This window comes from Xanthomonas sp. NCPPB 3174 (genome assembly GCF_056725205.1).
Map to the genome: position 1 here is coordinate 3,039,513 of NZ_CM161517.1, position 22,234 is coordinate 3,061,746.

19 protein-coding genes are annotated in these 22,234 nt (G+C 69.9%); 7 read left to right on the forward strand and 12 right to left on the reverse strand.

Features of this window, described 5'->3' with window-relative positions; translation table 11 throughout:
• Nucleotides 1-10 precede the first annotated feature (10 nt).
• Genes yidD through AC1PK7_RS13525 form a run of 3 tightly spaced genes read left to right on the forward strand, consistent with a single transcriptional unit; the run spans nucleotide 11 to nucleotide 2,480 of the window.
• On the forward strand, nucleotides 11-283 hold the full coding sequence (yidD, locus tag AC1PK7_RS13515) for a membrane protein insertion efficiency factor YidD (protein WP_010343540.1): 273 nt from the start codon (nucleotides 11-13) through the stop codon (nucleotides 281-283).
• Nucleotides 283-1,617, forward strand: coding sequence for a dihydroorotase (locus AC1PK7_RS13520; RefSeq protein ID WP_481098466.1), 1,335 nt, complete (start codon nucleotides 283-285; stop codon nucleotides 1,615-1,617). Before yidD ends, AC1PK7_RS13520 begins: the two co-directional genes overlap by 1 nt.
• A complete protein-coding gene (locus AC1PK7_RS13525) occupies nucleotides 1,617-2,480 on the forward strand; it encodes a M23 family metallopeptidase (protein WP_481098467.1) in 864 nt (287 codons plus the stop codon). Before AC1PK7_RS13520 ends, AC1PK7_RS13525 begins: the two co-directional genes overlap by 1 nt.
• Before the next feature lie 365 nt (nucleotides 2,481-2,845).
• Here AC1PK7_RS13525 and AC1PK7_RS13530 read toward each other — a convergent pair whose 3' ends face one another.
• Nucleotides 2,846-3,802, reverse strand: coding sequence for a hypothetical protein (locus AC1PK7_RS13530; protein WP_481098468.1), 957 nt, complete (start codon nucleotides 3,800-3,802; stop codon nucleotides 2,846-2,848).
• Complete coding sequence (locus AC1PK7_RS13535) at nucleotides 3,799-5,484, reverse strand: sensor domain-containing diguanylate cyclase (RefSeq protein ID WP_481098469.1); 1,686 nt, start codon at nucleotides 5,482-5,484, stop codon at nucleotides 3,799-3,801. The genes AC1PK7_RS13530 and AC1PK7_RS13535 overlap by 4 nt, the downstream gene beginning before the upstream one ends.
• Nucleotides 5,485-5,885: 401 nt before the next feature.
• Here AC1PK7_RS13535 and AC1PK7_RS13540 point away from each other — a divergent pair, with 401 nt between their 5' ends.
• On the forward strand, nucleotides 5,886-7,067 hold the full coding sequence (locus AC1PK7_RS13540; RefSeq protein WP_481098470.1) for a putative acyl-CoA thioester hydrolase: 1,182 nt from the start codon (nucleotides 5,886-5,888) through the stop codon (nucleotides 7,065-7,067).
• A gap of 23 nt (nucleotides 7,068-7,090) precedes the next feature.
• On the opposite strand, the gene AC1PK7_RS13545 is transcribed toward AC1PK7_RS13540, so the two are convergent.
• The 6 genes from AC1PK7_RS13545 to efp form a co-directional block, all read right to left on the reverse strand.
• Nucleotides 7,091-7,795: a phytoene/squalene synthase family protein gene (locus tag AC1PK7_RS13545; protein ID WP_481098471.1), complete on the reverse strand. Its 705-nt coding sequence runs from the start codon at nucleotides 7,793-7,795 to the stop codon at nucleotides 7,091-7,093.
• 193 nt (nucleotides 7,796-7,988) lie between these two features.
• Nucleotides 7,989-8,690: a phosphoglycolate phosphatase gene (locus tag AC1PK7_RS13550; protein ID WP_481100897.1), complete on the reverse strand. Its 702-nt coding sequence runs from the start codon at nucleotides 8,688-8,690 to the stop codon at nucleotides 7,989-7,991.
• A 49-nt stretch (nucleotides 8,691-8,739) separates the two neighbouring features.
• Nucleotides 8,740-9,459 (reverse strand): bifunctional 2-polyprenyl-6-hydroxyphenol methylase/3-demethylubiquinol 3-O-methyltransferase UbiG, encoded by a 720-nt coding sequence (gene ubiG / locus AC1PK7_RS13555; protein WP_267123690.1) that lies wholly within the window; start codon nucleotides 9,457-9,459, stop codon nucleotides 8,740-8,742.
• A gap of 51 nt (nucleotides 9,460-9,510) precedes the next feature.
• Complete coding sequence (locus AC1PK7_RS13560) at nucleotides 9,511-10,845, reverse strand: TRZ/ATZ family hydrolase (protein ID WP_481098472.1); 1,335 nt, start codon at nucleotides 10,843-10,845, stop codon at nucleotides 9,511-9,513.
• Between the two features lie 25 nt (nucleotides 10,846-10,870).
• Entirely contained in the window at nucleotides 10,871-11,530 is a 660-nt protein-coding gene (locus AC1PK7_RS13565) for a TMEM175 family protein (RefSeq protein WP_481098473.1), read from the reverse strand.
• A gap of 125 nt (nucleotides 11,531-11,655) precedes the next feature.
• A complete protein-coding gene (gene efp, locus AC1PK7_RS13570; protein ID WP_043095640.1) occupies nucleotides 11,656-12,222 on the reverse strand; it encodes an elongation factor P in 567 nt (188 codons plus the stop codon).
• Between the two features lie 99 nt (nucleotides 12,223-12,321).
• Here efp and epmB point away from each other — a divergent pair, with 99 nt between their 5' ends.
• Complete coding sequence (epmB, locus tag AC1PK7_RS13575) at nucleotides 12,322-13,359, forward strand: EF-P beta-lysylation protein EpmB (protein ID WP_420007298.1); 1,038 nt, start codon at nucleotides 12,322-12,324, stop codon at nucleotides 13,357-13,359.
• Nucleotides 13,360-13,419: 60 nt separating this feature from the next.
• Here epmB and AC1PK7_RS13580 read toward each other — a convergent pair whose 3' ends face one another.
• The 3 genes from AC1PK7_RS13580 to AC1PK7_RS13590 all read right to left on the reverse strand — a co-directional run bounded on the left by AC1PK7_RS13580 (nucleotide 13,420) and on the right by AC1PK7_RS13590 (nucleotide 17,388).
• Nucleotides 13,420-15,564 (reverse strand): putative bifunctional diguanylate cyclase/phosphodiesterase, encoded by a 2,145-nt coding sequence (locus AC1PK7_RS13580; protein WP_420007299.1) that lies wholly within the window; start codon nucleotides 15,562-15,564, stop codon nucleotides 13,420-13,422.
• On the reverse strand, nucleotides 15,561-16,478 hold the full coding sequence (locus AC1PK7_RS13585; RefSeq protein ID WP_481098474.1) for a phosphate/phosphite/phosphonate ABC transporter substrate-binding protein: 918 nt from the start codon (nucleotides 16,476-16,478) through the stop codon (nucleotides 15,561-15,563). The genes AC1PK7_RS13580 and AC1PK7_RS13585 overlap by 4 nt, the downstream gene beginning before the upstream one ends.
• A gap of 151 nt (nucleotides 16,479-16,629) precedes the next feature.
• A complete protein-coding gene (locus AC1PK7_RS13590; RefSeq protein WP_420007300.1) occupies nucleotides 16,630-17,388 on the reverse strand; it encodes an RNA methyltransferase in 759 nt (252 codons plus the stop codon).
• 118 nt (nucleotides 17,389-17,506) lie between these two features.
• Between AC1PK7_RS13590 and AC1PK7_RS13595 the strand changes: the two genes are divergently transcribed.
• Entirely contained in the window at nucleotides 17,507-18,334 is an 828-nt protein-coding gene (locus AC1PK7_RS13595; RefSeq protein WP_048492516.1) for an inositol monophosphatase family protein, read from the forward strand.
• A 469-nt stretch (nucleotides 18,335-18,803) separates the two neighbouring features.
• Nucleotides 18,804-20,951 (forward strand): methyl-accepting chemotaxis protein, encoded by a 2,148-nt coding sequence (locus AC1PK7_RS13600; RefSeq protein ID WP_481098475.1) that lies wholly within the window; start codon nucleotides 18,804-18,806, stop codon nucleotides 20,949-20,951.
• 289 nt (nucleotides 20,952-21,240) lie between these two features.
• On the opposite strand, the gene secF is transcribed toward AC1PK7_RS13600, so the two are convergent.
• Nucleotides 21,241-22,206 (reverse strand): protein translocase subunit SecF, encoded by a 966-nt coding sequence (gene secF, locus AC1PK7_RS13605; RefSeq protein WP_420007302.1) that lies wholly within the window; start codon nucleotides 22,204-22,206, stop codon nucleotides 21,241-21,243.
• Between the last annotated feature and the right edge of the window lie 28 nt (nucleotides 22,207-22,234).

Here is a 22,234-nt window from a genome sequence, read left to right on the forward strand (position 1 = left end):
GTCGAGCACAGTGGCATATCATGGTGGCGTGATCGCCCGCGCTCTCATCGCCCTGCTGCGCCTGTACCAGCGCTTCATCAGCCCGCTGCTCGGGCCACGCTGCCGTTTCGTGCCCAGTTGCTCGGCGTACGCGGTAACCGCCATCGCCCGTTTCGGCGCAGTGCGCGGCGGCTGGATGGCCGCCCGTCGCGTCGGCCGCTGCCACCCCTTCCATCCTGGCGGGTTCGACCCGGTGCCCGACCCCACGGCGCCGCCACCCTGCCGCTGCCAAGGAAAACACTGATGTCCGCTTCCACATTGATCGTCAACGCGCGCCTGGTCAACGAAGGCCGCGAAATCCAGGGCGACCTGCGCATCGCCGACGGCCGCATCGCCGCGATCGCCCCGCAACTGGCCGCGCGCGCGGGCGAGACCGTGGTCGACGCCGCCGGGCGCTGGCTGCTGCCCGGGATGATCGACGACCAGGTGCACTTCCGCGAACCCGGCCTGACCCACAAGGGCGACATCGCCACCGAATCGGCCGCGGCGGTGGCCGGCGGCCTGACCAGCTTCATGGACATGCCCAACACCAACCCGCCGACGCTCGACGCCGCCGCGCTGCAGGCCAAGTACGACGCAGCGCACGGCCGCGCCTGGGGCAACTACGGCTTCTACCTGGGCGCCAGCAACGACAACCTGGCCGCGATCCAGACCCTGGACCCGAAGACCGCGCCCGGCATCAAGGTGTTCATGGGCGCCTCCACCGGCAACATGCTGGTCGACAACCCGCAGACCCTGGACGCGATCTTCCGCGACGCGCCGACGCCGATCATCACCCACTGCGAAGACACCCCGACCATCGACGCGACCCTGGCCGCGTTCCGGCAGAAGTACGGCGACGCGCTGACCCCGGACATGCACCCGGACATCCGCTCGCGCGAGGCCTGCCTGAAATCCTCGCAGCTGGCGGTGTCGCTGGCGAAGAAGCACGGCACCCGCCTGCACGTGCTGCACATCTCCACCGCCGACGAACTGGCGCTGTTCACGCCCGGCCCGATCCAGGGCAAGCGCATCACCGCCGAGACCTGCATCCATTTCCTGCGCTTCGACCGCGCCGACTACGCCACGCTCGGCAACCTGATCAAGTGCAACCCGGCGATCAAGGACGCCAGCGACCGCGAGGCGCTGATCCGCGCGATCGCCGAGGACGTGATCGACGTGCTCGCCACCGACCACGCCCCGCACACCTGGGAAGAGAAGAGCAAGCCGTACGCGCAGGCGCCGTCCGGCCTGCCGCTGGTGCAGTACGCGCTGGTTGCGGCGCTGGAACTGGTCCATGAAGGCCGGCTCAGCGTGGCCCAGGTGGTGCACAAGTTCGCGCACGCGCCGGCGCTGCTGTTCGACGTGCACGAGCGCGGCTTCCTGCGTGAGGGATACCACGCCGACCTGGTGCTGATCGACGACACCGCGTTCACCGTGCGCCGCGAGGACGTGCTGTCCAAGTGCGGTTGGTCGCCGTTCGAAGGCCGCAGTTTCCGCTCCAGGATCGCCGCAACCTGGGTCAACGGCGTGCTGGCCTGGGACGGCACCCGCCTGGTCGGCAGCCCCAACGGGCAGCGCCTGGCGTTCGACCGCTGATGCGCGGCGCCCTGGTGTCCGGCGCCGCACTGGCGCTGGTCCTGCTGGCCGCACCGGTCGCCCCGGCGCTGCACGCACAGACACCGGCCGCGGCCGGCGCCGAGGCGCGCAGCGTGTTCCCGGCCAGCGCCTCGCAGGGCGCGCTGGTGATCGGCAAGGTGGCGCCGGGCAGCCGCGTGCAGTACGCCGGCCGCACCCTGCGGGTCAGCGACTACGGCAGCGTGGTGTTCGGCATCGGCCGCGACGAGCGCGGCCCGCTGCGCATCGCCGTGCAGCGCCCGGATGGCAGCAACGAGACCGTCGAGATCGCGGTGACGCCGCGCGACTGGCCTTTGGAACAGGTCAACGGCGTGCCGCCGAAGACGGTGAACCCGCCGCCGGCGATCGCCGAGCGGATCAAGCGCGAACAGGCCCAGGTCACCGCCGCGCGCGACCGCGACGATCCGCGCACCGATTTTGCCGCGCCCTTCATCTGGCCGGTGCAGGGCCGCATCAGCGGCCGCTTCGGCAATGCCCGCGTCTACAACGGCCAGCCCGGCGCCGGGCATTCCGGCATGGACATCGCGGTGCCCACCGGCACCCCGGTCAAGGCCCCGGCCGCCGGCGTCATCACCTTCGCCGCCCCCGACCTGTACCTGACCGGCGGCACCGTGCTGCTGGATCACGGCTATGGCGTCAGTTCCAACTTCCTGCATTTGTCGCGAATCGACGTGAAGGTCGGTGACCGCATCGCCCAGGGCCAGGTGATCGGCGCGGTCGGCGCCACCGGGCGCGCGACCGGGCCGCATCTGCATTGGGGGATGAATTGGTTTGATGTGCGCATCGATCCGTTGTTGGTGCTGGAGCGCACGAAGCAGCCGTAGAACGTTGGTGCGTCAGGTGGGCTGACGCGCGGCGGCGCGTTCCTCATCTGGGTCGACACACATTCGCCTGGCGCGGTTCGACGTGCGCATCGACCCGTTGTTGGTGCTGGAGCGCACGAAGCAGCCATAGAGCGCTGGCGCGCGGCGTCGCGTTCATCAGTTGCGCATGCGACACCGTTGCGTGGCGCGGTTCACTGACGCGCGGCGCGGGCGCTGTGTAGGTAGGCCGCACCCTCACCCCAACCCCTCTCCCGAGGGGAGAGGGGCAGGCGCTCTCCCTTCTCCCCTCGGGAGAAGGTGCCCCGAAGGGGCGGATGAGGGTACGGGCGTAGCCTCGCGCACTGCGCTGGCGCGCAGCCTTTCAGCTACGCCGACGTGGGCACCTCAAGCAGGCGCCCCAGCACCACATGCGAGGGGCTGTTGGCCAGGTCCAGCGGCATCACCAGCTTGGGATTGGGCTTCGGCAAGGGCGTTCCCGGCGCTTCTTCGCCGGCTTCCCGCAGCAGACTGCCGTTGTCTTCCACCTGCTCGGTGACCGGCGCCAGCGGCGGCAGGTCGAGTCCGGCGCGGACCGCGTTGGCGCGACGCAGCAAGTCGTCGTCGGCAACCGTGGTCAGCGCCGAGGCCGCCAGGCTGGCCGGTGCGCCCTCCACCGCCGCCAGGCGCTGCGCAATGTCGCCCAGGGCCTGCTGCCGCTGCGGATGCAGCAATTGCCATACTTCCTGCCACAGCGCCTTCCAGTCCAGGTGCGGGAACGGCATGTGGGTCGGCCCGCTGAGCACGATCTGCGGCGCCAGCCGGCCCGGCGGCGTCGCATCGCATTCGGCCAGCGCGCGGTACACCACTTCGCTGCACACCATGTGCGAGGGGTTGTCGCGGACCAGATGGTCCAGCGCCTCGCGCACCACGATCCGCGCCAGCCAGTGCTGCGGCCACTTGCCGCGTATGGCGACCAGCAGGCCGAGCGTGGCCAGGCTGTCCAGCGGGTACGGGACGCCTAGCAGCGACTGCGCCTTCGCCAGCACGCTGGCGCGGTCGGCATCGTCCAGCGCCACGCAGGCGTAGCTGAGCGGCCGGTAGGCGTCGATGATGAGGTAGTTGGTGGTGTCGGTCAGCCGCTGCGACAGCGGATAGCGGCGCACGCCGCTGGCCGCCGCCTCGATCAGATCGCCCTGATCGGCGACGATGGCGGCATGGCTGTAGATGCTGTCGCCGCACCAGGCGATGAGTTCGGACACCGGGCCGCAGCCCAGTTGCAACAGGATGTCGCCGACCTGCAACTGATCGGGAGCGAACGCGGGCAAATCGGTCTGCGCAGTCATGGTTGAGGCTCCTGGTGGGTGACGTGGTGGCTGGGGGTGGACACGCTGACGCGGTTGCGGCCGGCGGCCTTGCTGGCGTAGAGCGCGGCATCGGCCCGCTGCAACAGCGCCGCCACGCTCTCGCCGCGCTGCCATTGCGCCACGCCGACGCTCAGCGTGCATGACAGCGCCTGGCCTTCGCGCGGCAGCGGCTGCGCGGCGATGTGCTGGCGGATGTCCTCGGCCACGCGCCGCGCGGCCTCCAGGGTGGCGCCGGGCATCAGCAGCAACATCTCGTCGCCACCCTGGCGGCCGAGCGTGTCGCTGCTGCGCAGACGCGCCCGCGCGCAGGCGGCGACCCAGCGCAGGCAGGCGTCGCCGCCGGCGTGGCCATGGAGGTCGTTGATGCGCTTGAAATCGTCGATGTCGATGTAGGCCAGCGCCAGCGGCTGCGCGTGGCGCGCGGCGTCCTCCAGCGCCTCGGCCAGGCGCTGCTGCAGCGCCGCGCGGGTGAGCATGCCGGTGAGTTCGTCCACCATCGCCATCCGGCTGGCGCGGTCACGGTCGCGCCGCAGTTCCAGGATCTGCTCGGCCAGGCCGAAGGTCACCAGCAGGCAGGAGATCGCCAGCGCCAGGCTGATGCCGTGCGCCAGCACCGGCGCGGCCAGATCCAGCCGCAGCCAGCCGGTCAGCTCCAGGCAGCGCAGCACGCACAGCATCCACAGTGGCGTCCACGAGGCCAGCAACGGCCAGGCGTAGCGCTGCCCGCGTAAGGCCAGCAACAGGCAGCACGGCAGCAGCAGCGCCGCGCCGACGATCAGCCCGAGATTGCCGAGCAGGCTCAGCACCGCCGCATCCGACAGCAGGCAGGCCACGGCGATGCCGAGCAGATACAGCGCGCAGATCCGCAAAATCCGGTCCAGCCGCGGCAGTTGCCGCTGCATCTCCAGTTGCCGGCGCTGGAAGGTAATGATGAAGAAGCCGCCGAGCGCGGCGACGATGCGCATCGGCGTCGGCGAGGACGCGAACACGCTGGCCAGGCCCGGCACCGCGCGCGCCTCGCCGCCGAGGCCGAGCAGGTACAGCAGCACGCACATCACGTTGGCGGTGAAGTACCCATAGATCGGCTCGCGCAGGCGTGCCCACAGCGCGATCGCCAGGATCGCCAGCACCGCGGTCGAGCCGAGGATGAAGGCGCGCCAGCCGACGTAGCGCAGGTCATCGCGCTGCACCTGCGCCAGCGGCACGATGCTCACCGGCATCGGCATCGCCGCCGGTGCATGCACCCGCAGCCAGATCGAGGCATCAGCCGGCAGTCCCTTCGGCAAGGCGATCACCAGGGCGCGGGTCGAGTAGCGCAGATCGGCGTCGGCACCGTAGATCGCGCGCCGGGTCGGCGCGGTGCGGCCCGGCACCCAGGCCTCGACCCGGGTCAGGTAGGGCGCCTGCAGCACCAGCTGCGGTTGGCCCTCGCTACCGATCGCACGGTCGGCGCGGATGCGCCACCAGGTCGGTCGCTTGCTGCGCTCGTACAGGGTCGCGCCGTGGCCGGCATCGGCGAACGCGGCATCGTGGCGCCCCGCCACCACCTCCGGCGCCGGCGGGTCGGCGGCCAGCCGTTGCAACAGCAGCTCCTGCCCCAACGCCGACCCGACCATCCCCAGGCACAGCAGCAGGCAGCACCAACGGCACAGGCGCTTCAATCGATGGGCTTCCAAATGAGATCCGCATCGAGCGTAGCGCACGTCGCGGCGGCGCTCGTATCCAAATTCACGGCGCCATCACGCACGCCGCACGACCGCAAAGGTTTGCGCATGTGCATGCCGCAGTGCCGCGAAGGCGTGGCCTCCAAGGCCCTGAAACGTCGCATCCCTGGCCCTTTCGCCCCTGGAACGGGTCGCTGCCACGCGCTCGGCAGCGGCGGAGGATCCGTGATCGTGATGGAAACGACACAACCGCCCTCTGGCTGCGAGGTCGGCCGATATCGGCACGCGAACGCCCCTACTATCGCCGGTCCGCGCACGGCACCGGATCGCACGAGCGAATGACACCGGTATCATACCAAGCGCCGCCGCGGATCCCTATCCTTGAGCGGAGGCTTTCCATGACCGTATCGCGCTGGTTGCTGCTTTCCTCCACCCTCGCCCTGGCCGGCGGGGTCGTCGCCGATGCCCCGGCCCTGACCGGCACTGCGTCGCGCCCGCAACTGACCAGCAGCGAGGCGGCCAACCAGACCGTCGCCCGCCACCTGGCCCAGGCCGGCCCGATCGGCGCACTGGTCACCGACAACTGGGATCCGAGCGGCGGGGTCGCGTTGCTGCAGGCCGATTACGCGGTGGCGGCCGACGGCAGCACCCGCTACCGCACCGTGCAGGCGGCGGTGGACGCGGCGGTCGCCGCCGGCGGCAGCATGCGCCGCTACATCAGCGTGGCGCCGGGCACCTACACCGAAGTGGTCTGCGTCCCCGCCGCGGCGCCGCCGCTGACCCTGTTCGGCCTGGGCGGCAGCCCGGCCAGCACCACCATCCGCTTCGGCAATGCCAACCCGACGCCAAAGCCCACCGGCAGCGCCACCCACCCCTGCGCCAGCAACGCCGCCAGCAGCACCGTCGGCACCTCCGACAGCGGCACCGTGACCGTGCGCGCCGCGCAGTTCCAGGCGCGCAACCTGGCGATCGTCAACAGCTATGTCGAGGGCACCTACAGCGGCAGCAACCAGTCGGCGGTGGCGCTGGCGTTGCGCGGCGACAAGGCGGTGCTGGAGAACGTGGTGCTGACCGGCAACCAGGACACCCTGCTGGTCAGCGCCGGCAGCGCCAACACGGTGATCCGCGGCTATTTCAAGGGCGGCACCATCGAGGGCGACACCGACTTCATCTTCGGCTCGGGCGTGGCGGTGTTCGCCGGCAGCACCATTCGCTACACCGCCGCGCGCCGCGGCGCCAACGACGGCGGGGTGATCTTCGCGCCCAGCACCCGCCCGGGCAGCAGCTACGGCTTCCTGGCCATCGGCAGCACCTTCGATGCGGTCGGCAACCCGGGCAGCGGCACGGTCTGGCTGGGGCGGGCTTGGGACGAGAGCGTGGGCAGCCTGTCCAACTACGTCGACGGCACCTCGCCCAACGGCAAGGTGGTGATCCGCGACTCGACGCTGGGCGGACACATCCGCAAGAGCGCGCCGTGGAACGCCTCGACCATCGGCCGGCCGTACTGCAGCAGCAACTGCAGCACCTCGGCCAACCGCTTCTACGAGTACGCCAACAGCGGCGCCGGCAGCGCGCCCTGAGGCATGCCGGCGCGGTGGCGGGCTCAGCCCAGCCCGGCCCACCAGGCGCGCCACAGCGTCGCCATCTGTCCCGGCGGCTTCGGTGTGGCGGCGGCCTGCTGCACGGTGCGCGCACGCGCCAGCGCCGACAGGATGCGCCGCGGACGCGGGCCACGCACGCGGCGCGGCCACGCCTTCAGCAGCGCCTGCGCCCAGCGCTGGCGCTGCTGTGGCTCCTCGCCGCCGCGCAGCGCCAACGGCGCGGTGGCGGCGCCGCCCTCGGCCAGGCGCTGCGCCAGCACCTGCAGCGCGACCGGCACGGCGGCGCCCTCAGCCGGAGCCTCGAACAGTGCGCGCTCGACCGCGACCACCGCCTGCGCGAACGGCTCCAGCCGCTCCAGCGCATGCGCCGTGTCCGCCGCCGCCGCGCGCGCCTGCGGCAGGCTCGGCAGGGCCTCGGCCAGTTGCATCCACGGCGCGGCCACCGGTTCCAGCACCCGGCCCAGCGGATGCCGCGAGCGCTGCCCGGCCCAACTGCGCAGTTCCTCGCCCCACCACGCCAGCTTGGCGTCGGCCGGCAGCGGATCGCCGGCGATGTTGAGGATGTCGTCGAACTCCTGCAGCAGGGCGAACCAGGCCACGGTGCGGGCGCGCTGCGGCGCCGGCACGAAGGCCTCGGCCACGGCCCATTCCGGCCAGCGGCGGCGCCATTTGTCGAGGAAGGCATCCAGGGCGGACGTACTGCTCATGCGATCGGTGGATCCGGATTCAGGCGCGCGCAACAGAGAGGCCGCGCAACGCGGGAGTGAGCGCGTTGTCGCGCAGAACGCGCAGTTTACGTGCGTGATAGGTAGATGCCGAGCGGTGTCGGCGCGTCGACAGCGACACGACGGTCGCGGCTTCTGCGCGGCGTCGCTGCAAACGCGGCGATAGCGCCCGGCTTCAGGGAACGGCTGCGCTGACCGGCCAGGCCGCAGCGTCGTACAGCTCGGCCGGCGCGGCGACCATCGTGTCGGCGCGCCAGGCCAGCGGATCGTCCTCGTCCAGCCGGTAGCCCCACAGCACCGCCACCGAGGCCATGCCGGCGGCGCGCGCGGCGAGGATGTCGCGTTCGTCGTCGCCGACGTAGGCCACCTCGTGCGGCGCCACGCCCAGGCGCTGCGCGGCGACCTGCAGCGGCAACGGATGCGGCTTGCGCTCGGGCAGCGTGTCGCCGCCGATCAGCACCGCGCAGCGCCGTTCCCACTGCAACTGCGGCAGGATCAACCGGGCCAGCGCCTCGGGCTTGTTGGTGACGATGCCCCACACGCTGCCGGCGTCTTCCAGGCGTTGCAGCAGTTCCGGGATGCCGTCGAACGGCTGCGAATGGCGGCCGATCAGCGCCTCGTAGTGGCGCAGGAACGCCGGGATCAGCGCATCGCGTTCGGTCGCGGGCAGATCCGGAAAGGCGACGCCGAGCATCGCCCGCGAGCCTTTCGACACCACCGGCCGCAACTGCGCCAGGGTCAACGCCGCGCGGCCATGCTCGGCCAGCACCGCATTGGCCGCGGCCAACAGATCCGGCGCACTGTCCAGCAAGGTGCCATCCAGATCGAACAGCACCACCCGCGGGTAGCTTCGGACCGAACCGCGCTCGAGCAGCATCACGCCCACGCGCACCCGCCGTTGCCAATCCCCAATCCCCAATCCCGAATCACGGCTTCGCCGCACACGCCAGGTAATTCACCTCGGTCCGCGAGGACAGCCGCGCACGATTGCGCCACGGCTCGTAGGCCAGGCCGCTGACGTCGCGCAGCTGCAGTTCGGCCTGGCGCAACCAGGCGGCCAGTTCCGCCGGCTTGATGAAATCCTGGTAGCGGTGGGTGCCGGTGGGCAGCAACCGCGCCACGTATTCGGCACCGACGATGGCCAGGGCGAACGCGGCCGGGGTGCGGTTGAGGGTGGACAGGAACAGCTGTCCGCCCGGCTTGAGCAGGGTTGCGCAGGCACGCACGATCGCCGCCGGATCGGGCACGTGCTCGAGCATCTCCATGCAGGTGATCGCATCGAAACTGCCCGGCTGCGCCGCCGCCAGGTCCTCGACCGACTGCACGCGGTAGTCGACCTCGACCCCGGATTCGAACTGGTGCAGGCGCGCGACCTTGATCAGTTCCGGCGACAGGTCGATGGCGGTGACTTGCGCGCCCTCCTTGGCCAGCGCCTCGCTGAGCAGGCCGCCGCCGCAGCCCACGTCCAGCACCGTCGCCCCGCGCAGCGGCAGGCGCTCGGCGACGTAGCGCAGGCGCACCGGGTTGAGCGCATGCAGCGGCTTCTGCGGGCCGTCGGCATCCCACCAGCGGGTGGCCAGGGCGCCGAACTTGTCCAGTTCGGCCTGATCGAAATTGGCGGAGGCGTTGGCGGCGGAAGCGGTCATGGCGGATTCTCGTTGGGGCCGCGCGCGGCGCGGCACGGCGAACATAGCGGATCAGGCGTGGACGCTGCGGATACGTTCGCGCCATTCGCGCGCATTGGCGACCAGTGCGTCGACGTCCATGTCCACCAGCACGCGCTGGCTGAGCTTGGGCTGGCCGGCGATCCACACATCGCTGACCTGCTGCCGGCCGGTGGCGTATACCAGTTGCGACAGCACGTTGTGCAGCGGCTGGGTCTCCAGCGCCGACAGGTCCACGCAGATCAGGTCGGCCTGCTTGCCCGGCTCGATCGAGCCGATCGTCTCGCCGAAGCCCAGCGCGCGCGCGCCGCCCAGGGTGGCCGCGCGCAGCGTGCTGGCCGCGTCCAGCGCGGTGGCGTCGTTGGCCACCGCCTTGGCCAGGATCGCCGCGGTGCGGTTCTCGCTGAACATGTCCAGGTCGTTGTTGCTGGCGCAGCCGTCGGTGCCGATCGCCAGGTTCACCCCTGCCCGCTGCAGCGCACAGGCCGGGCAGAACCCGGAAGCGAGCTTGAGGTTGGATTCGGGGCAATGCACCACGCTGACCCCGCGCTCGGCGCACAGGTGGATCTCCGCGTCGGTGAGCTGGGTCATGTGCACCGCGATCAGGCGGTCGTTGACCAGGCCCAGCCGGTCCAGCCGCGCCAGCGGGCGCTGCCCGTACTGCTTGAGCGAATCGGCGATTTCCTGCGCGGTCTCGTGGGTGTGCAGGTGCACCGGCACCTCGAGCTGGTCGGACAGCATCCGCACCCGCTCGAAGTTGGCGTCGTTGACCGTGTACGGCGCATGCGGGGCGAAGGCGATGCCGACCAGCGGATCGTCGCGCCACTGGTCGTGCACCTCGCAGGCGCGGGCGAAGTACTCGTCGGAGGTCTTGGCCCAGGCGGTCGGGAAATCGATGATCACCGTGCCGACCCGCGCGCGGAAGCCGTGCTGCTTGTACACCGCGGCCTGCACGTCGGCGAAGAAGTAGTTCTCGTTGGCGCAGGTGGTGCCACCGCGCAGCATCTCGGCGATCGCCAGCGCGGTGCCGTCGGCGACGAACTCCGGGCCGATCACTGCGGTCTCCACCGGCCAGATGTGCTGCTGCAGCCACACCATCAGCGGCAGGTCGTCGGCGATGCCGCGCAGCAGGGTCATCGGGTTGTGCGTGTGCGCGTTGACCAGGCCCGGCAGCAGCGCCGCGTCCGGGCGCGAGACGGTGCGTGCGGCGGCGAAGCGCGTGCGCGCCTCGGCCGTGGGCAGCACCGCCACGATCTCGCTGCCGCGCACCGCCACCGCGTGGTCTTCCAGCACCACCGCATGCGGCTCGATCGGGACCACGTAGCCGGCTTCGATCAGCAGGTCGCAGGCTTCGGGAATGGAGGTCATCGCAGGGACTCTGGAAAAGAAAGGATCACGGTGCCGGTGCCGCCTGGGCCTGGCGGATGCGCCGCTGGTACACGCGCAGCACCAGCCACTGCAGCAGGAAGATCGCCAGGAAGCCGAAGCGGCCCAGCCAGGGCGCGACCATGCCCACCGGGATGCACAACGCGAACACCACCGGCGACACCGCCGCGCGCAGCTTCATCGCCTGCGCCTGCAGCGGGCCCAGGCGCTGCGCCAGGCCTTCCTTGCGCACCGCATAGGCATGCAGCCAGTACCCGGCCAGGCCGATCGCGGCCAGGTGCGCGCAGTACACCGAGAAGGCCTCGTGGCTGCCGAAATAGTCCGAATACAGCGCGGTGGAGAACGGCAGCAGGCCGATCAGCAGCAACTGCAGCACGTTGAGCCAGATCAGCCCGTCGTCGAACTGGCGGATGTGCCGGCACAGCTGCAGGTGCGATTTCCAGAACAACGCGGTGACCAGGAAGCTGACCGCGAAGCCGATGAACAGCGGCAGCATCCGGTGCAGGGCCGCCAGGATGCCGCCGGCGGCCTCGACCTCGGCATGGCCCGGCACCTTGATTTCCACCGCCAGCAAGGTGATGGCGATGGCGAACACCGCATCGCTGAAGAACACGACGCGGTCGTGCGGGTACTTGCTGTCGACGCTGTCGGCGTGGCTGGTGGTCACGGGAATTCCTGGGAGCGAGGTGGTCCTTCACCGCCGCGCGGCGCTCCGGCGCTTGGCGCTGCCTGGCCGCCGCACGCCAGCGCGTGCGCATGCCCGCGGCCGGCGGCGGCCGCGGGCATGCCGGCTTACTTGACGCGCGAGACGTATTCGCCCGAACGCGTGTCGACGCGGATCACTTCGTCCTGGCCCACGAACAGCGGCACGCGCACCACCGCGCCGGTCTCCAGGGTCGCCGGCTTGCCGCCGCCACCGGAGGTGTCGCCGCGCACGCCCGGGTCGGTCTCGACGATCTTCAGTTCGACGAAGTTCGGCGGGGTGACCTGGATCGGCGTACCGTTCCACAGCGTCACCACGCAGTCTTCCTCGCCCTTGATCCACTTGGCGGCGTCGCCGACGCCGGCCTTGTCGGCCTGCACCTGCTCGAAGGTTTCCTGCTGCATGAAGTGCCAGTACTCGCCGTCGCTGTACAGGTACTGCATGTCGGTGTCGACCACGTCGGCCGCTTCCACGCTGTCGGTCGCCTTCATGGTCATTTCGACCACGCGCCCGGACTTGATGAAGCGGTACTTGACGCGGGTGAACGCCTGGCCCTTGCCGGGCTTGACGTATTCGGTATCGGTGATGATCGCAGGCTCGCTGTTGACCAGGATCTTCATCCCGTTCTTGACGTCGTTCATGCCGTAGCTGGCCATCTGAAACTCCTCGGGTAAGGCAAACCCGCCGCGTTCGGCGGCCGGCCGGATAGAATGGAAGCTCCGCCGCAACGGCGGGCGCTCGTGTGATGACCGCCTATGATAACCGCAGCCCCCCGCCCGATGCAGCCGTCCCCGCCCCTGCCCGCCGCCGCGCCGCCGCGCTGGCAGCAGGCCTGGCGCGATGCCGTGCGCGATCCGCGCGAGCTGCTGGCCTTGCTGGGCCTGGATCCGCAGGCGCTGGGCGTCTCCGAACAGGCTGCGACGCAATTCGCGCTGCGCGTGCCGCGCAGCTTCGTCGCGCGCATGCGCCCGGGCGACCCGCACGATCCGCTGCTGCGCCAGGTGCTGCCGATCGACGACGAGCAACGCCTGGTCGCCGGCTTCGCCCTGGATGCGGTCGGCGACACCGCGGCCAAGAAGGCCGACGGGGTGATCCACAAATACCGCGGCCGCGCCTTGCTGGTGGCCACCGGCAGTTGCGCCGTGCACTGCCGCTACTGCTTCCGCCGGCATTTCCCGTATGCCGACGAGACCGCCGCGCGCGATGGCTGGCGCACGGCGGTGGCGGCGATCGCGGCCGACCCCAGCATAGAGGAAGTGATCCTGTCCGGCGGCGATCCGCTGTCGCTGGCCACGCCGAAACTGGTCGAACTCACCGAGGCGCTTGCGGCGCTGCCGCAGCTCAAGCGCCTGCGCATCCACAGCCGCCTGCCGGTGGTGCTGCCCGAACGCGTCGACGCGCCGCTGCTGGCCTGGCTGCGCGCACTGCCGTGGCCGCTGGCGTTCGTGATCCACGCCAACCACGCCAACGAATTCGATGCCGGCGTCGATGCCGCGCTGGCGCGCCTGCGCGAGGCCGGCGCGCACCTGCTCAACCAGGCGGTGCTGCTGCGAGGGGTCAACGACAGCGTCGAGGCGCTGGCCGCGCTGAGCGAGCGCAGCTTCGCCGCCGGCGTGCTGCCCTACTACCTGCACCAGTTGGACCGGGTGCAGGGCGTGGCCCATTTCGAAGTGGACGATGCCACCGCGCTGGCGCTGCACCAGGCGCTGGCTGCGCGCCTGTCCGGTTACCTGGTGCCGAAGCTGGTGCGCGAGATCGCCGGCGATACCGGCAAGCGCCCGTTGATGCCCTGACCCGCGCGACGGCGACCACCACGCGAGCAGCTGCCGCAGGCCGCAGCGCCGCGGCAACCCTCAGGCATCGGCCGGTGGCGCATCCTCGCTGGCCAGCAACTGGCGGAATTCCTCGGCGCTGAGCGGGCGGCTGAGCCAGAAGCCCTGCCCCAGTTCGCAGCCGCGCTCGCGCAACAGTTCGAACTGCGCCTCCTGCTCGATGCCCTCGGCGACCACGGTGATGTCCAGCGAATGCGCCATGGCGATGATCGCGGTGGTCAGCGCCAGGTCGTCCGGATCGCGCTGCAGGTCGGCGACGAAGCTCTTGTCGATCTTGACCCCGTCCACCGGCACCTGGCGCAGGTGGCTCAGGCCGGAGAAGCCGGTGCCGAAGTCGTCCAGCCAGACCTTGACCCCGGTACGGTGCAGCCGCGCCAGCATGCTCGCCGCCTGCAGTTCGTCGCCGATCACCGCGGTCTCGGTCAGCTCCAGATGCAGCTGCGCCGCCGGCAGCCCGGACTCGCGCAGGCAGTCGGCCACCACTTCGGGCAGATCGCCGCTGCGCAACTGCCGCGGCGAGACGTTGACCGAGACGAACAGGTCGGCGCTGCCGTCGGCGCGCCGCCACTGGGTGGCCTCGCTGCAGGCCGCGCGCAGCACCTTCGGGCCGATGCTTTCGATCAAGCCGCTCTGTTCGGCCACGTCGATAAACACCGTCGGCGAGATCGTGCCCATCGCCGGGTGCTGCCAGCGCAGCAGCACTTCCACGCCGACCATGCGCCGGTCCTGGGTGCGGAAGATCGGCTGGTAGGCCAGCTTGAGTTCGTCGCGCTCCCAGGCGCCGCGCAGCTCGTGCTCCATGTGCACGCGCCGCTCCACTGCATAGTCCATCGCGCGGCTGTAGAAGCGGTGGCAGTTCTTGCCGGCCAGCTTGGCCTGGTACATGGCGATATCGCCGTTCTTCAGCAGTGCCGACGCATCCTCGGCATCGCCCGGATAGACGGTGATGCCGATCGAGGTGCCCATGAACACCTCGCGGCCCTGGATCCGCAGTGGCTCGCGCAGTTCCTGCACCAGCCGCTGCGCCAGCGCGGTGGCGACCTTGGCCGCCTGCGCGTCCTCCACCAGGATCACGAACTCGTCGCCACCGAAGCGCGCCAGCAGCGCGTCGTCGCCGCCCAGCTGTTCCACCGCCAGCTGGATGCGCCGCGCGAACTGCAGCAGGGCTTCGTCGCCGGCCTCGTGACCGAGCGTGTCGTTGATCCGCTTGAAATCGTCGATGTCGGCGAACAGCAGCGCCAGCCGGCGTTGCGAGGCGCGTGCCGACAGCATGCGATGGTCCAGCGCCTCGCGGAACGCGAGCCGGTTGGTCAGCCCGGTCAACGCATCGGTGTAGGCCATGTGGCGCACATCGCGGTCGTGGCGGGCGATCGCCTCGCTCATCCGCCCGAACGCGCGCAGCAATTCGCTGACCTCGTCGTGGCGGCCGCTGTCGCGGCGCTCCACCGCATAGTTGCCGGCCTCGATCTGGCGCGCGGCCGCCGCCATCCAGCGCAACGGTGCCACCAGGGTGCGCTGCACGTAGACCGTCACCATCGCCGCGGTCAGGCCCAGCGCGGCCAGCAACAGCAGCAACCAGCCGAGATGGCGCTTGCCCAATGCGCCCAGGCGCTGGTCGAGGTTCTGCCCGGCCTTGCGCTCGTATTCCTGCGCACGCGCCCAGGACATGCCCACCCGCACCCCGCCCACACGCTGATCGCCGATCATGATCGGCATCGACACGTCGAGGAACTCCGGCGACTCCTGGGCCAGCAGCCCCTTTGCGCGGATTGCGGCCTCGGCCATCGGCCCGCGCATGCGCTGTCCGTACCCCGCCAGGCTCTCGCTGCCGTCGTGGATCAACCGTCCATCGGCGTCGTAGACCAGCACATAGGCCACCGCGACATAGCCCAGCGCGCCGCGCACCTGCGTGCCGATCGCGTCCAGGTCGGAGTAGTACACCGGATTGGCGAGCGAATCGGCCAGCTGCCGCGCCAGCGACTCGCCGCGGGTGCGCATGCTGCTGTCGAACAGGCTGTGGATGGCGTTGCCGCTGAGCGTGCGCACCTCGCGCTGCATCGCCGCCTGGCGCTCCAGCAGCAGTGCCAGGATCGCCATCACCAGCAGGGCAGCCACGCCCATGGCCAACAGGAACCTGGCCTGCAACCCGAAACGCATGCTCTTCATTCCACTTCCAGCCTCACCCGCGCCACGCCGGCGCGCAGGCTGTCCAGGCGCTTCTGCGACGCCGGATCGATCGGATAGAACCCGGAGGTCCCGAAGAACTGGCGCAGCGCCGCGCGCCCCTGCGGGTCGTCGGCGGCGTGCAGCAGGACCTCGCGCAAGCGCGTCTCCACCTCGGTCGGCAGGTCGCTGCGCACCATCTCCACCGCGCGCGGATACGGCTCGCTGCGGTAGATCACCCGGAAATCGCGCAGGAACGCCGGCGGAATGCGGCGCTCGTCGTCCCAGTCGAGGTTGCTGAACGCCCCCGCATCCACCAGATGCTTGTGCACGAAGGCGGCGATGTTCAGCTCCGAGCGCGCGAACACATAGCCGACCGTGTCCGCCGAGGGCTGGTCCTTGGTCGAGAGCAGGATCTCCGGATGCAGATCGTGCTCGAACAGCGTCATCATCGGCACCAGGTAGGCGCTGGTGGACAGCGCGCTCTGCAGGGCCAGGGTATGTCCCTTCAGGTCCGACAGGTCATGCACGGGCCCGTCGCGGCGCACGAAGAACACGGTGTGGTACTGGCGCACGCCGTTGCGCTCGGTCAGCAGCAGCGGCTTGGCACCGCCGCGCTGTTCCAGCGCCATGGCGGTGGCGGCGGTCTCGGTGACCCAGTCGACCCGGCCACGTCGCAGGTAACTGCTCATCTGCTGGCTGTCGCGGGCCATCAGGATCTGCCCGGAGGTGATGCCGACCTCGCGCATGCGCGGCACCACGTAGTCCAGCAGCGGCTTGAGTTGCTCGTAATGGGCCTTGGGGTTGTCGCTGATGCGCCCCAGCACCAGGACCGAGGGCCGCGCGTGCACGGACGCGGACCAGCAGATCGCCAGCGCCAGCCACACCACGACCACCCGCCAACGCGAACTGGACAAACCACGATCCCCAAATAGACCTTGCAAAGCCTAGCCGAAAGCGCATGCCGGTGACAGCGTCACAGAATGGCGCCGGCCGCGCCCGCGTCCCTGGCCCGGCCAGTGCCTCGCGACAGGTGCCGCGCTCGTCGCCTTCGCGCCTTGACGGGCCTCAGTTTCCGGCCTGCCCGGCCAGCCGCGCCATGCGCTGCGCATCGGACAGCACGCCACGCAGCAGGCGCACCTCCTGTTCGGTCAGCTCGGTGCGCAGAAACAGGCGGCGCAGCTTGCGCATCGCCGAGTCCGGGGCGCGCCCCTTGTGGAAGTCGATGTCGTCCAGGGTCTCGGCCAACTGCCCGAACAGGCCTTCCACCTGCGCATGACTGGCCGGCGCCTCGCGGAAGCCCGGTGCCGGCGCAGGCGCCGGGGCGACGCCGCGCAGGTGCGCCAGGCGCAGCTCGTAGGCCAGCACCTGCACCGCCGCGGCCAGATTGAGCGAGCTGAACGCCGGATCGGAGGGAATGTGCACGGCCGCGTGGCACAGCTGCAGCTCCTCGTTGGTCAGGCCGGTGCGCTCGCGGCCGAACACCAGCGCCACTTCCGCCGGCTCGGCGCTGGTCGCGGTCAGGCGCTGCGCGGCATCGGCCGGCAGCAGTTCCTCCAGCGACACGCGGCGGCTGCGCGCGGTGCAGCCCAGCACCAGCCGGCAATCGGCCACCGCGTCGCTCAGCGCGGGCAACACCGGCGCCTGCTGCAGCAGGTCCTCGGCCCCGGCCGAACGCCGGTATGCCTCGGTATCCAGCTCGCATTCCGGCGCCACCAGCACCAGCCGCGACAGCCCCATGGTCTTCATCGCGCGCGCAGCCGCACCGATATTGCCGGGATGCTGGGTCCCGACCAGGACGAAGCGGATACGGGTGGAATCGGTCATGGCAGCACGGCAGGCGAAGCGAACGGGGGCGTAGATGGTAAACTGTGCGGCCGGCCTTGGCGCCGGACTGCTCTTTTCCTCCTCCAGACCCACCTCCGCCTTCTCGGGAGCGCTTGCCATGCAAAAACCCGCCGTCACCGTCATGGTCAAGGCCGCCCGCCTCGCCGGCAACGTCCTGTTGCGCCACATCAACCGCCTGGAAGCGCTGAACGTGGTGCAGAAGGACCGCATGGACTACGCCAGCGAAGTCGATGCCGATGCGGAAAAGGTGATCGTCAAGGAGCTGCGCCGCGCCTATCCCGACTACGGCGTGATGGGCGAGGAAAGCGGCGTGCAGGGCGGCGGCCGCTACATGTGGGTGATCGACCCGCTCGACGGCACCAGCAACTACCTGCGCGGCTTCCCGCACTACTGCGTGTCGATCGCCCTGGTCGAGAACGGCGAGCCGGTCGACGCGGTGATCTTCGATCCGCTGCGCAACGAACTGTTCACCGCCAGCCGCGGCAACGGCGCGGTGCTCAACGACCGCCGCATCCGCGTCAGCGAGCGCAAGGAACTCAACGGCGCCATGGTCCACACCGGCTTCGCCCCGCGCGAGCGCAAGCGTGCCAGCCCGCAGCTCAAGTGCGTGGATGCGCTGCTGGTGCAGGCCGAGGACATCCGCCGCACCGGCTCGGCGGCACTGGATCTGGCCTATGTCGCCTGCGGCCGCAGCGACGCCTACTTCGAAGCCGGGGTGAAGGCCTGGGACATCGCCGCCGGCGTGCTGCTGGTGCGCGAGGCCGGCGGCCGCGTCACCGATTTCAAGGGCGGCACCCTGGGCCGCATCGACGACCGCGGCCCACAGCAGTTCCAGGTGGTGGCCGGCAACCTGAAGGTCGGCGACGCGCTGCAGAAGCTGATCGTCAACACCGGCTTCGCCGGCGAGTTCGACGCGAAGTTCTGAGCGAGGCGACCGGCGCTGCGCCGGCACAGCGACATCGACACAGCAGAAAGCCGCGCACTTGCGCGGCTTTTTTTGTGCCCGGCATTCGCAGATCCCGCACTCGGGGATCCCGACGATCGCCGCGCGCGGTGCAGGCCGCGTCCTGCGAGAAAGACATCTCCGCCCGAGGCGGCACGCGGCGTGGCAGACGCGTCACGCCGTGCTCACGCACTGCACGCCGTGCGCTTCACCGCTGCTTGATTGGCGCTTGCGTAGAAGAACGCGTTACGACGTGCGCCATGCAGGCGCCGCGGCCTGGGGCGATGCGCACGCTGAGATCGGCGAAAAAAACCCCTAAAGATCCCGAAAACGCGGCCGATACAGATGCGGGCTTTTGCCCGAAATTCCCCCGCTGATCCGTGCCTGCGTTGCCGTCCCCGCGGCAATGGAGCCGGTGGCGCCGCTCTCTCGCATCTATCGGAGATCTCGCGTGTCCTTCCATCATCTCACCGTCACCAAGCGCCTGGCAATCGGCTTCTGCGGCGTGATCGCCATGTTGTTGCTGGTGGGCATCACCAGCCTGATCGGCTTCCGCAAATTCACCAGCGCCGCCGCGCTGGACGCGCATACCTACAAGGTCATCACCCTCGGCGACCGCATGCTGGTGAGCCTGCTCAACATCGAGAGCGGCGCGCGCGGCTTCGCCCTGACCCGCGATCCGTCCTACCTGGCGCCGCTCGAACTCGGCGAACGCGAGTTCAGCGCACAGTGGCAGGAGTCCAAGCAGTTGACCGCGGACAACCCGGCGCAGCAGGCGCGCCTGCAGACCCTGATGCAGGACTACACGCAGTTCATGGCGACCAAGCGCAAGGCGGTGGAGCACATGCGCGCCACCGCCGCCGACAGCGACGACGCCCAGCTGGATGCATTCCGGACCGTCGGCAAGCAGCAGATGGACGGGCTGCGCGCCACGATCGGCCAGTACGAGAACGCCGAACGCGCACTGCTGCAGGTGCGCAAGGCCGAGAGCGAGGCGCGCGCGCAGTCCGGCGAATGGACCAGCCTGGGCGGCATGCTGGTCGGCATCGTCGCCGCGATCCTGCTCGGCCTGCTGGTCCGCAACAGCCTGATGCGCCAGCTCGGCGGCGAGCCGGCCTACGCGGCCGACGTGGTCCGCCGCATCGCCAGCGGCGACCTGTCGCAGGAGGTGCGGCTGCGCTCGCAGGCGCCGTCGCTGCTCAACGACATGCGGCAGATGCAGGAGGAACTGCGCACGGTGATCCAGGCGCAGACCGAGATGGCCCGGCAGCATGCCGCCGGCCAGATCAGCTTCCGCATGGACGAGGCGCGCTTCCCGGGCGATTACGGGCGCATGGTGCGCGACACCAATGCGTTGGTGCAGAGCCATATTTCGGTCAAGCAGCGGCTGATCACGCTGATGGGCGAATACGCCGAAGGCGACCTCAGCCGCGACCTGGAACAGTTCCCGGGCGAGATGGCGATCCTGACCGAGACCATGGCCAAGGTGAAGCGCAACCTCGTCGCGATCAACCAGGAGATCGACCTGCTGGTGCGCGCCGCCGCGCAAGGCGACTTCTCGCGCCGCGGCGAAGCGCAGCGCTTCCGCCACGCCTTCCACGACATGGTGGCCAATCTCAACACGATGATGACCGGCACCGAGACCAACCTGGCGGCGCTGTCGCAGTTGCTGCGCGCCATCGCCGCCGGCGACCTGACCCAGACCATGCAGGGCGAGTTCCACGGCGTGTTCGCACGGATGCGCGACGATGCCAACACCACCGTCGCGCAGCTGACCGACATGGTCGGCCGCATCCAGCAGGCCGCGGCCAGCATCGACACCGCCGCCGGCGAGATCGCCAGCGGCAACGACGACCTGTCGCGCCGCACCGAGCAGCAGGCCGCCAGCCTGGAGGAAACCGCCGCCTCGATGGAGGAACTGACCGCCACGGTGAAGCAGAACGCGGAACACGCACGCCAGGCCAACCAACTCGCCGCCGGCGCCGCCGCGGTGGCCTCGCAGGGCGGCAGCGTGGTCGGCCAGGTGGTCACCACCATGAACGGCATCGAGGTCGCCTCGAAGAAGATCGCCGACATCATCGGGGTCATCGACGGCATCGCCTTCCAGACCAACATCCTGGCGCTCAACGCCGCGGTCGAAGCCGCCCGTGCCGGCGAACAGGGCCGCGGCTTCGCGGTGGTCGCCAGCGAGGTCCGCACCCTCGCCCAGCGCTCGGCCAGCGCGGCCAAGGAGATCAAGACGCTGATCGACGACTCGGTCCAGCGCGTGAGCGCGGGTTCGACCCTGGTCGCCCAGGCCGGCACGACGATGCAGGACATCGTGGCCTCGGTGCAGCGCGTCACCGACATCATGGGCGAGATCGCCGCCGCCTCGCAGGAGCAGTCGGCCGGCATCGAGCAGGTCAACCAGACCGTCACCCAGATGGACGAGACCACCCAGCAGAACGCCGCTCTGGTTGAGGAAGCCACCGCCGCCGCACGCGCGATGGAGCAGCAGGCAGGCGACCTGGTGGAGATCGTCGGCCAGTTCCAGGTACGCAGCGAGACCTACCCGATGGTGGCGCAACTGGTCGCCCGTGCGACCGCCAATGCGGCCTAGTCGGAACGCCCTACGCGGTACGGACGCTGTAGAGGGACTGGGCCGTCCTCGACGGCCCCGTCCCACGCGCTGAACCGGCAGACGTTGCTGTAGGAGCGGCTTCAGCCGCGACGCTTTACCGGCAAGGCGTCGCGGCTGAAGCCGCTCCTACGGCAGGGGAACCCCGGCATCCACACAAAGAAAAAGCCGCGCATCCGCGCGGCTTTTTCGTTCGCTGGAGGAAGTGTTTCAGGCCCAGGAAATCACGCTTTTACAAATCCCCAATCCCGAATCCCCACTCCCAGCCCCATCAGGGCCGACGCGCCAGCGCCTCCACATCCTTGGCCTTCGGCAGCAGGTCCTGCTTGGTGACCTGGAACGGCCCGATCGACAGCAGCGGCACCGCCACGATCACCGAGGAGACCACCACGATCACCGCGCCGATCATGTGGGTCAGCGCCAGGCCTTCCATCGACTCGCCGCCATACAGGTACAGCGCCAGCGCCGACAGGAAGAACATCACCGCGGTGATCACCGTACGCGACAGGGTCTGGTTGATCGAGCGGTTCAGCACCTCGATCGGGTCCACGCGCAGGCTGCGGAAGTTCTCGCGCACGCGGTCGAACACCACGATGATGTCGTTGATCGCAAAGCCCATCACCGACAGCAGGCCGGCCAGCACGGTGAGATCGAACTCGCGGCCGGTGACCGACATGTAGGCCACCGTCACCAGCAGATCGAACAGCGCGGTCAGGCTGGCCACCACCGCGAACTTCCACTCGAAGCGGAAGCCGATGTAGATCAGGAAGCCGACCAGCATGAACACCGTGGCGTAGACGCCGTTCAGCGCCAAGTCCTTGCCGACCTGCGGGCCGACGAACTCGCCCGGCTTGACCGTGGCCGGGTTCTGCGGCGTGCTCACCGCCTTGCGCACCTGCTCGGCGAGGTTCTTGGTGATGTCCTCGTTGTTGTGCTCGCCCTGCGGCTGCAGGCGGATCACCACCTCGTTGCCGCTGCCGACGTTCTGCACCTGCGCGTTCTCGAAGCCGGCCTTGGCCAGTTGCTCGCGCACCTGGTCCACGTCGACCGGCTTCTGGAAGCTGGTCTGCACCAGCGCGCCACCGGTGAACTCCAGCGCGTAGTTGAAGCCCTTGGCGAAGATCACCGCGAACGAGGCCAGCGCCAGCACCAGCATCAGCACCAGGGTCGGGTGCCGCCAGCGCATGAAGTCGATCTTGGTGTCGTTGGGGATCAGGTGAAGCGGGAAGATTTTCATTGGAGACCGCTCTGCGTTTTTTGGAGCC

Bases quoted from the DNA above. Each gene is read 5' to 3' on its own strand.
- AC1PK7_RS13520 (WP_481098466.1), top strand. From the start codon at position 283: ATGTCCGCTTCCACATTGATCGTCAACGCGCGCCTGGTCAACGAAGGC.
- AC1PK7_RS13525 (WP_481098467.1), top strand. From the start codon at position 1,617: ATGCGCGGCGCCCTGGTGTCCGGCGCCGCACTGGCGCTGGTCCTGCTG.
- AC1PK7_RS13530 (WP_481098468.1), bottom strand. From the start codon at position 3,802: ATGACTGCGCAGACCGATTTGCCCGCGTTCGCTCCCGATCAGTTGCAG.
- AC1PK7_RS13540 (WP_481098470.1), top strand. From the start codon at position 5,886: ATGACCGTATCGCGCTGGTTGCTGCTTTCCTCCACCCTCGCCCTGGCC.
- AC1PK7_RS13545 (WP_481098471.1), bottom strand. From the start codon at position 7,795: ATGAGCAGTACGTCCGCCCTGGATGCCTTCCTCGACAAATGGCGCCGC.
- AC1PK7_RS13550 (WP_481100897.1), bottom strand. From the start codon at position 8,690: ATGCTGCTCGAGCGCGGTTCGGTCCGAAGCTACCCGCGGGTGGTGCTG.
- ubiG (WP_267123690.1), bottom strand. From the start codon at position 9,459: ATGACCGCTTCCGCCGCCAACGCCTCCGCCAATTTCGATCAGGCCGAA.
- AC1PK7_RS13560 (WP_481098472.1), bottom strand. From the start codon at position 10,845: ATGACCTCCATTCCCGAAGCCTGCGACCTGCTGATCGAAGCCGGCTAC.
- efp (WP_043095640.1), bottom strand. From the start codon at position 12,222: ATGGCCAGCTACGGCATGAACGACGTCAAGAACGGGATGAAGATCCTG.
- epmB (WP_420007298.1), top strand. From the start codon at position 12,322: ATGATAACCGCAGCCCCCCGCCCGATGCAGCCGTCCCCGCCCCTGCCC.
- AC1PK7_RS13580 (WP_420007299.1), bottom strand. From the start codon at position 15,564: ATGAAGAGCATGCGTTTCGGGTTGCAGGCCAGGTTCCTGTTGGCCATG.
- AC1PK7_RS13590 (WP_420007300.1), bottom strand. From the start codon at position 17,388: ATGACCGATTCCACCCGTATCCGCTTCGTCCTGGTCGGGACCCAGCAT.
- AC1PK7_RS13595 (WP_048492516.1), top strand. From the start codon at position 17,507: ATGCAAAAACCCGCCGTCACCGTCATGGTCAAGGCCGCCCGCCTCGCC.
- secF (WP_420007302.1), bottom strand. From the start codon at position 22,206: ATGAAAATCTTCCCGCTTCACCTGATCCCCAACGACACCAAGATCGAC.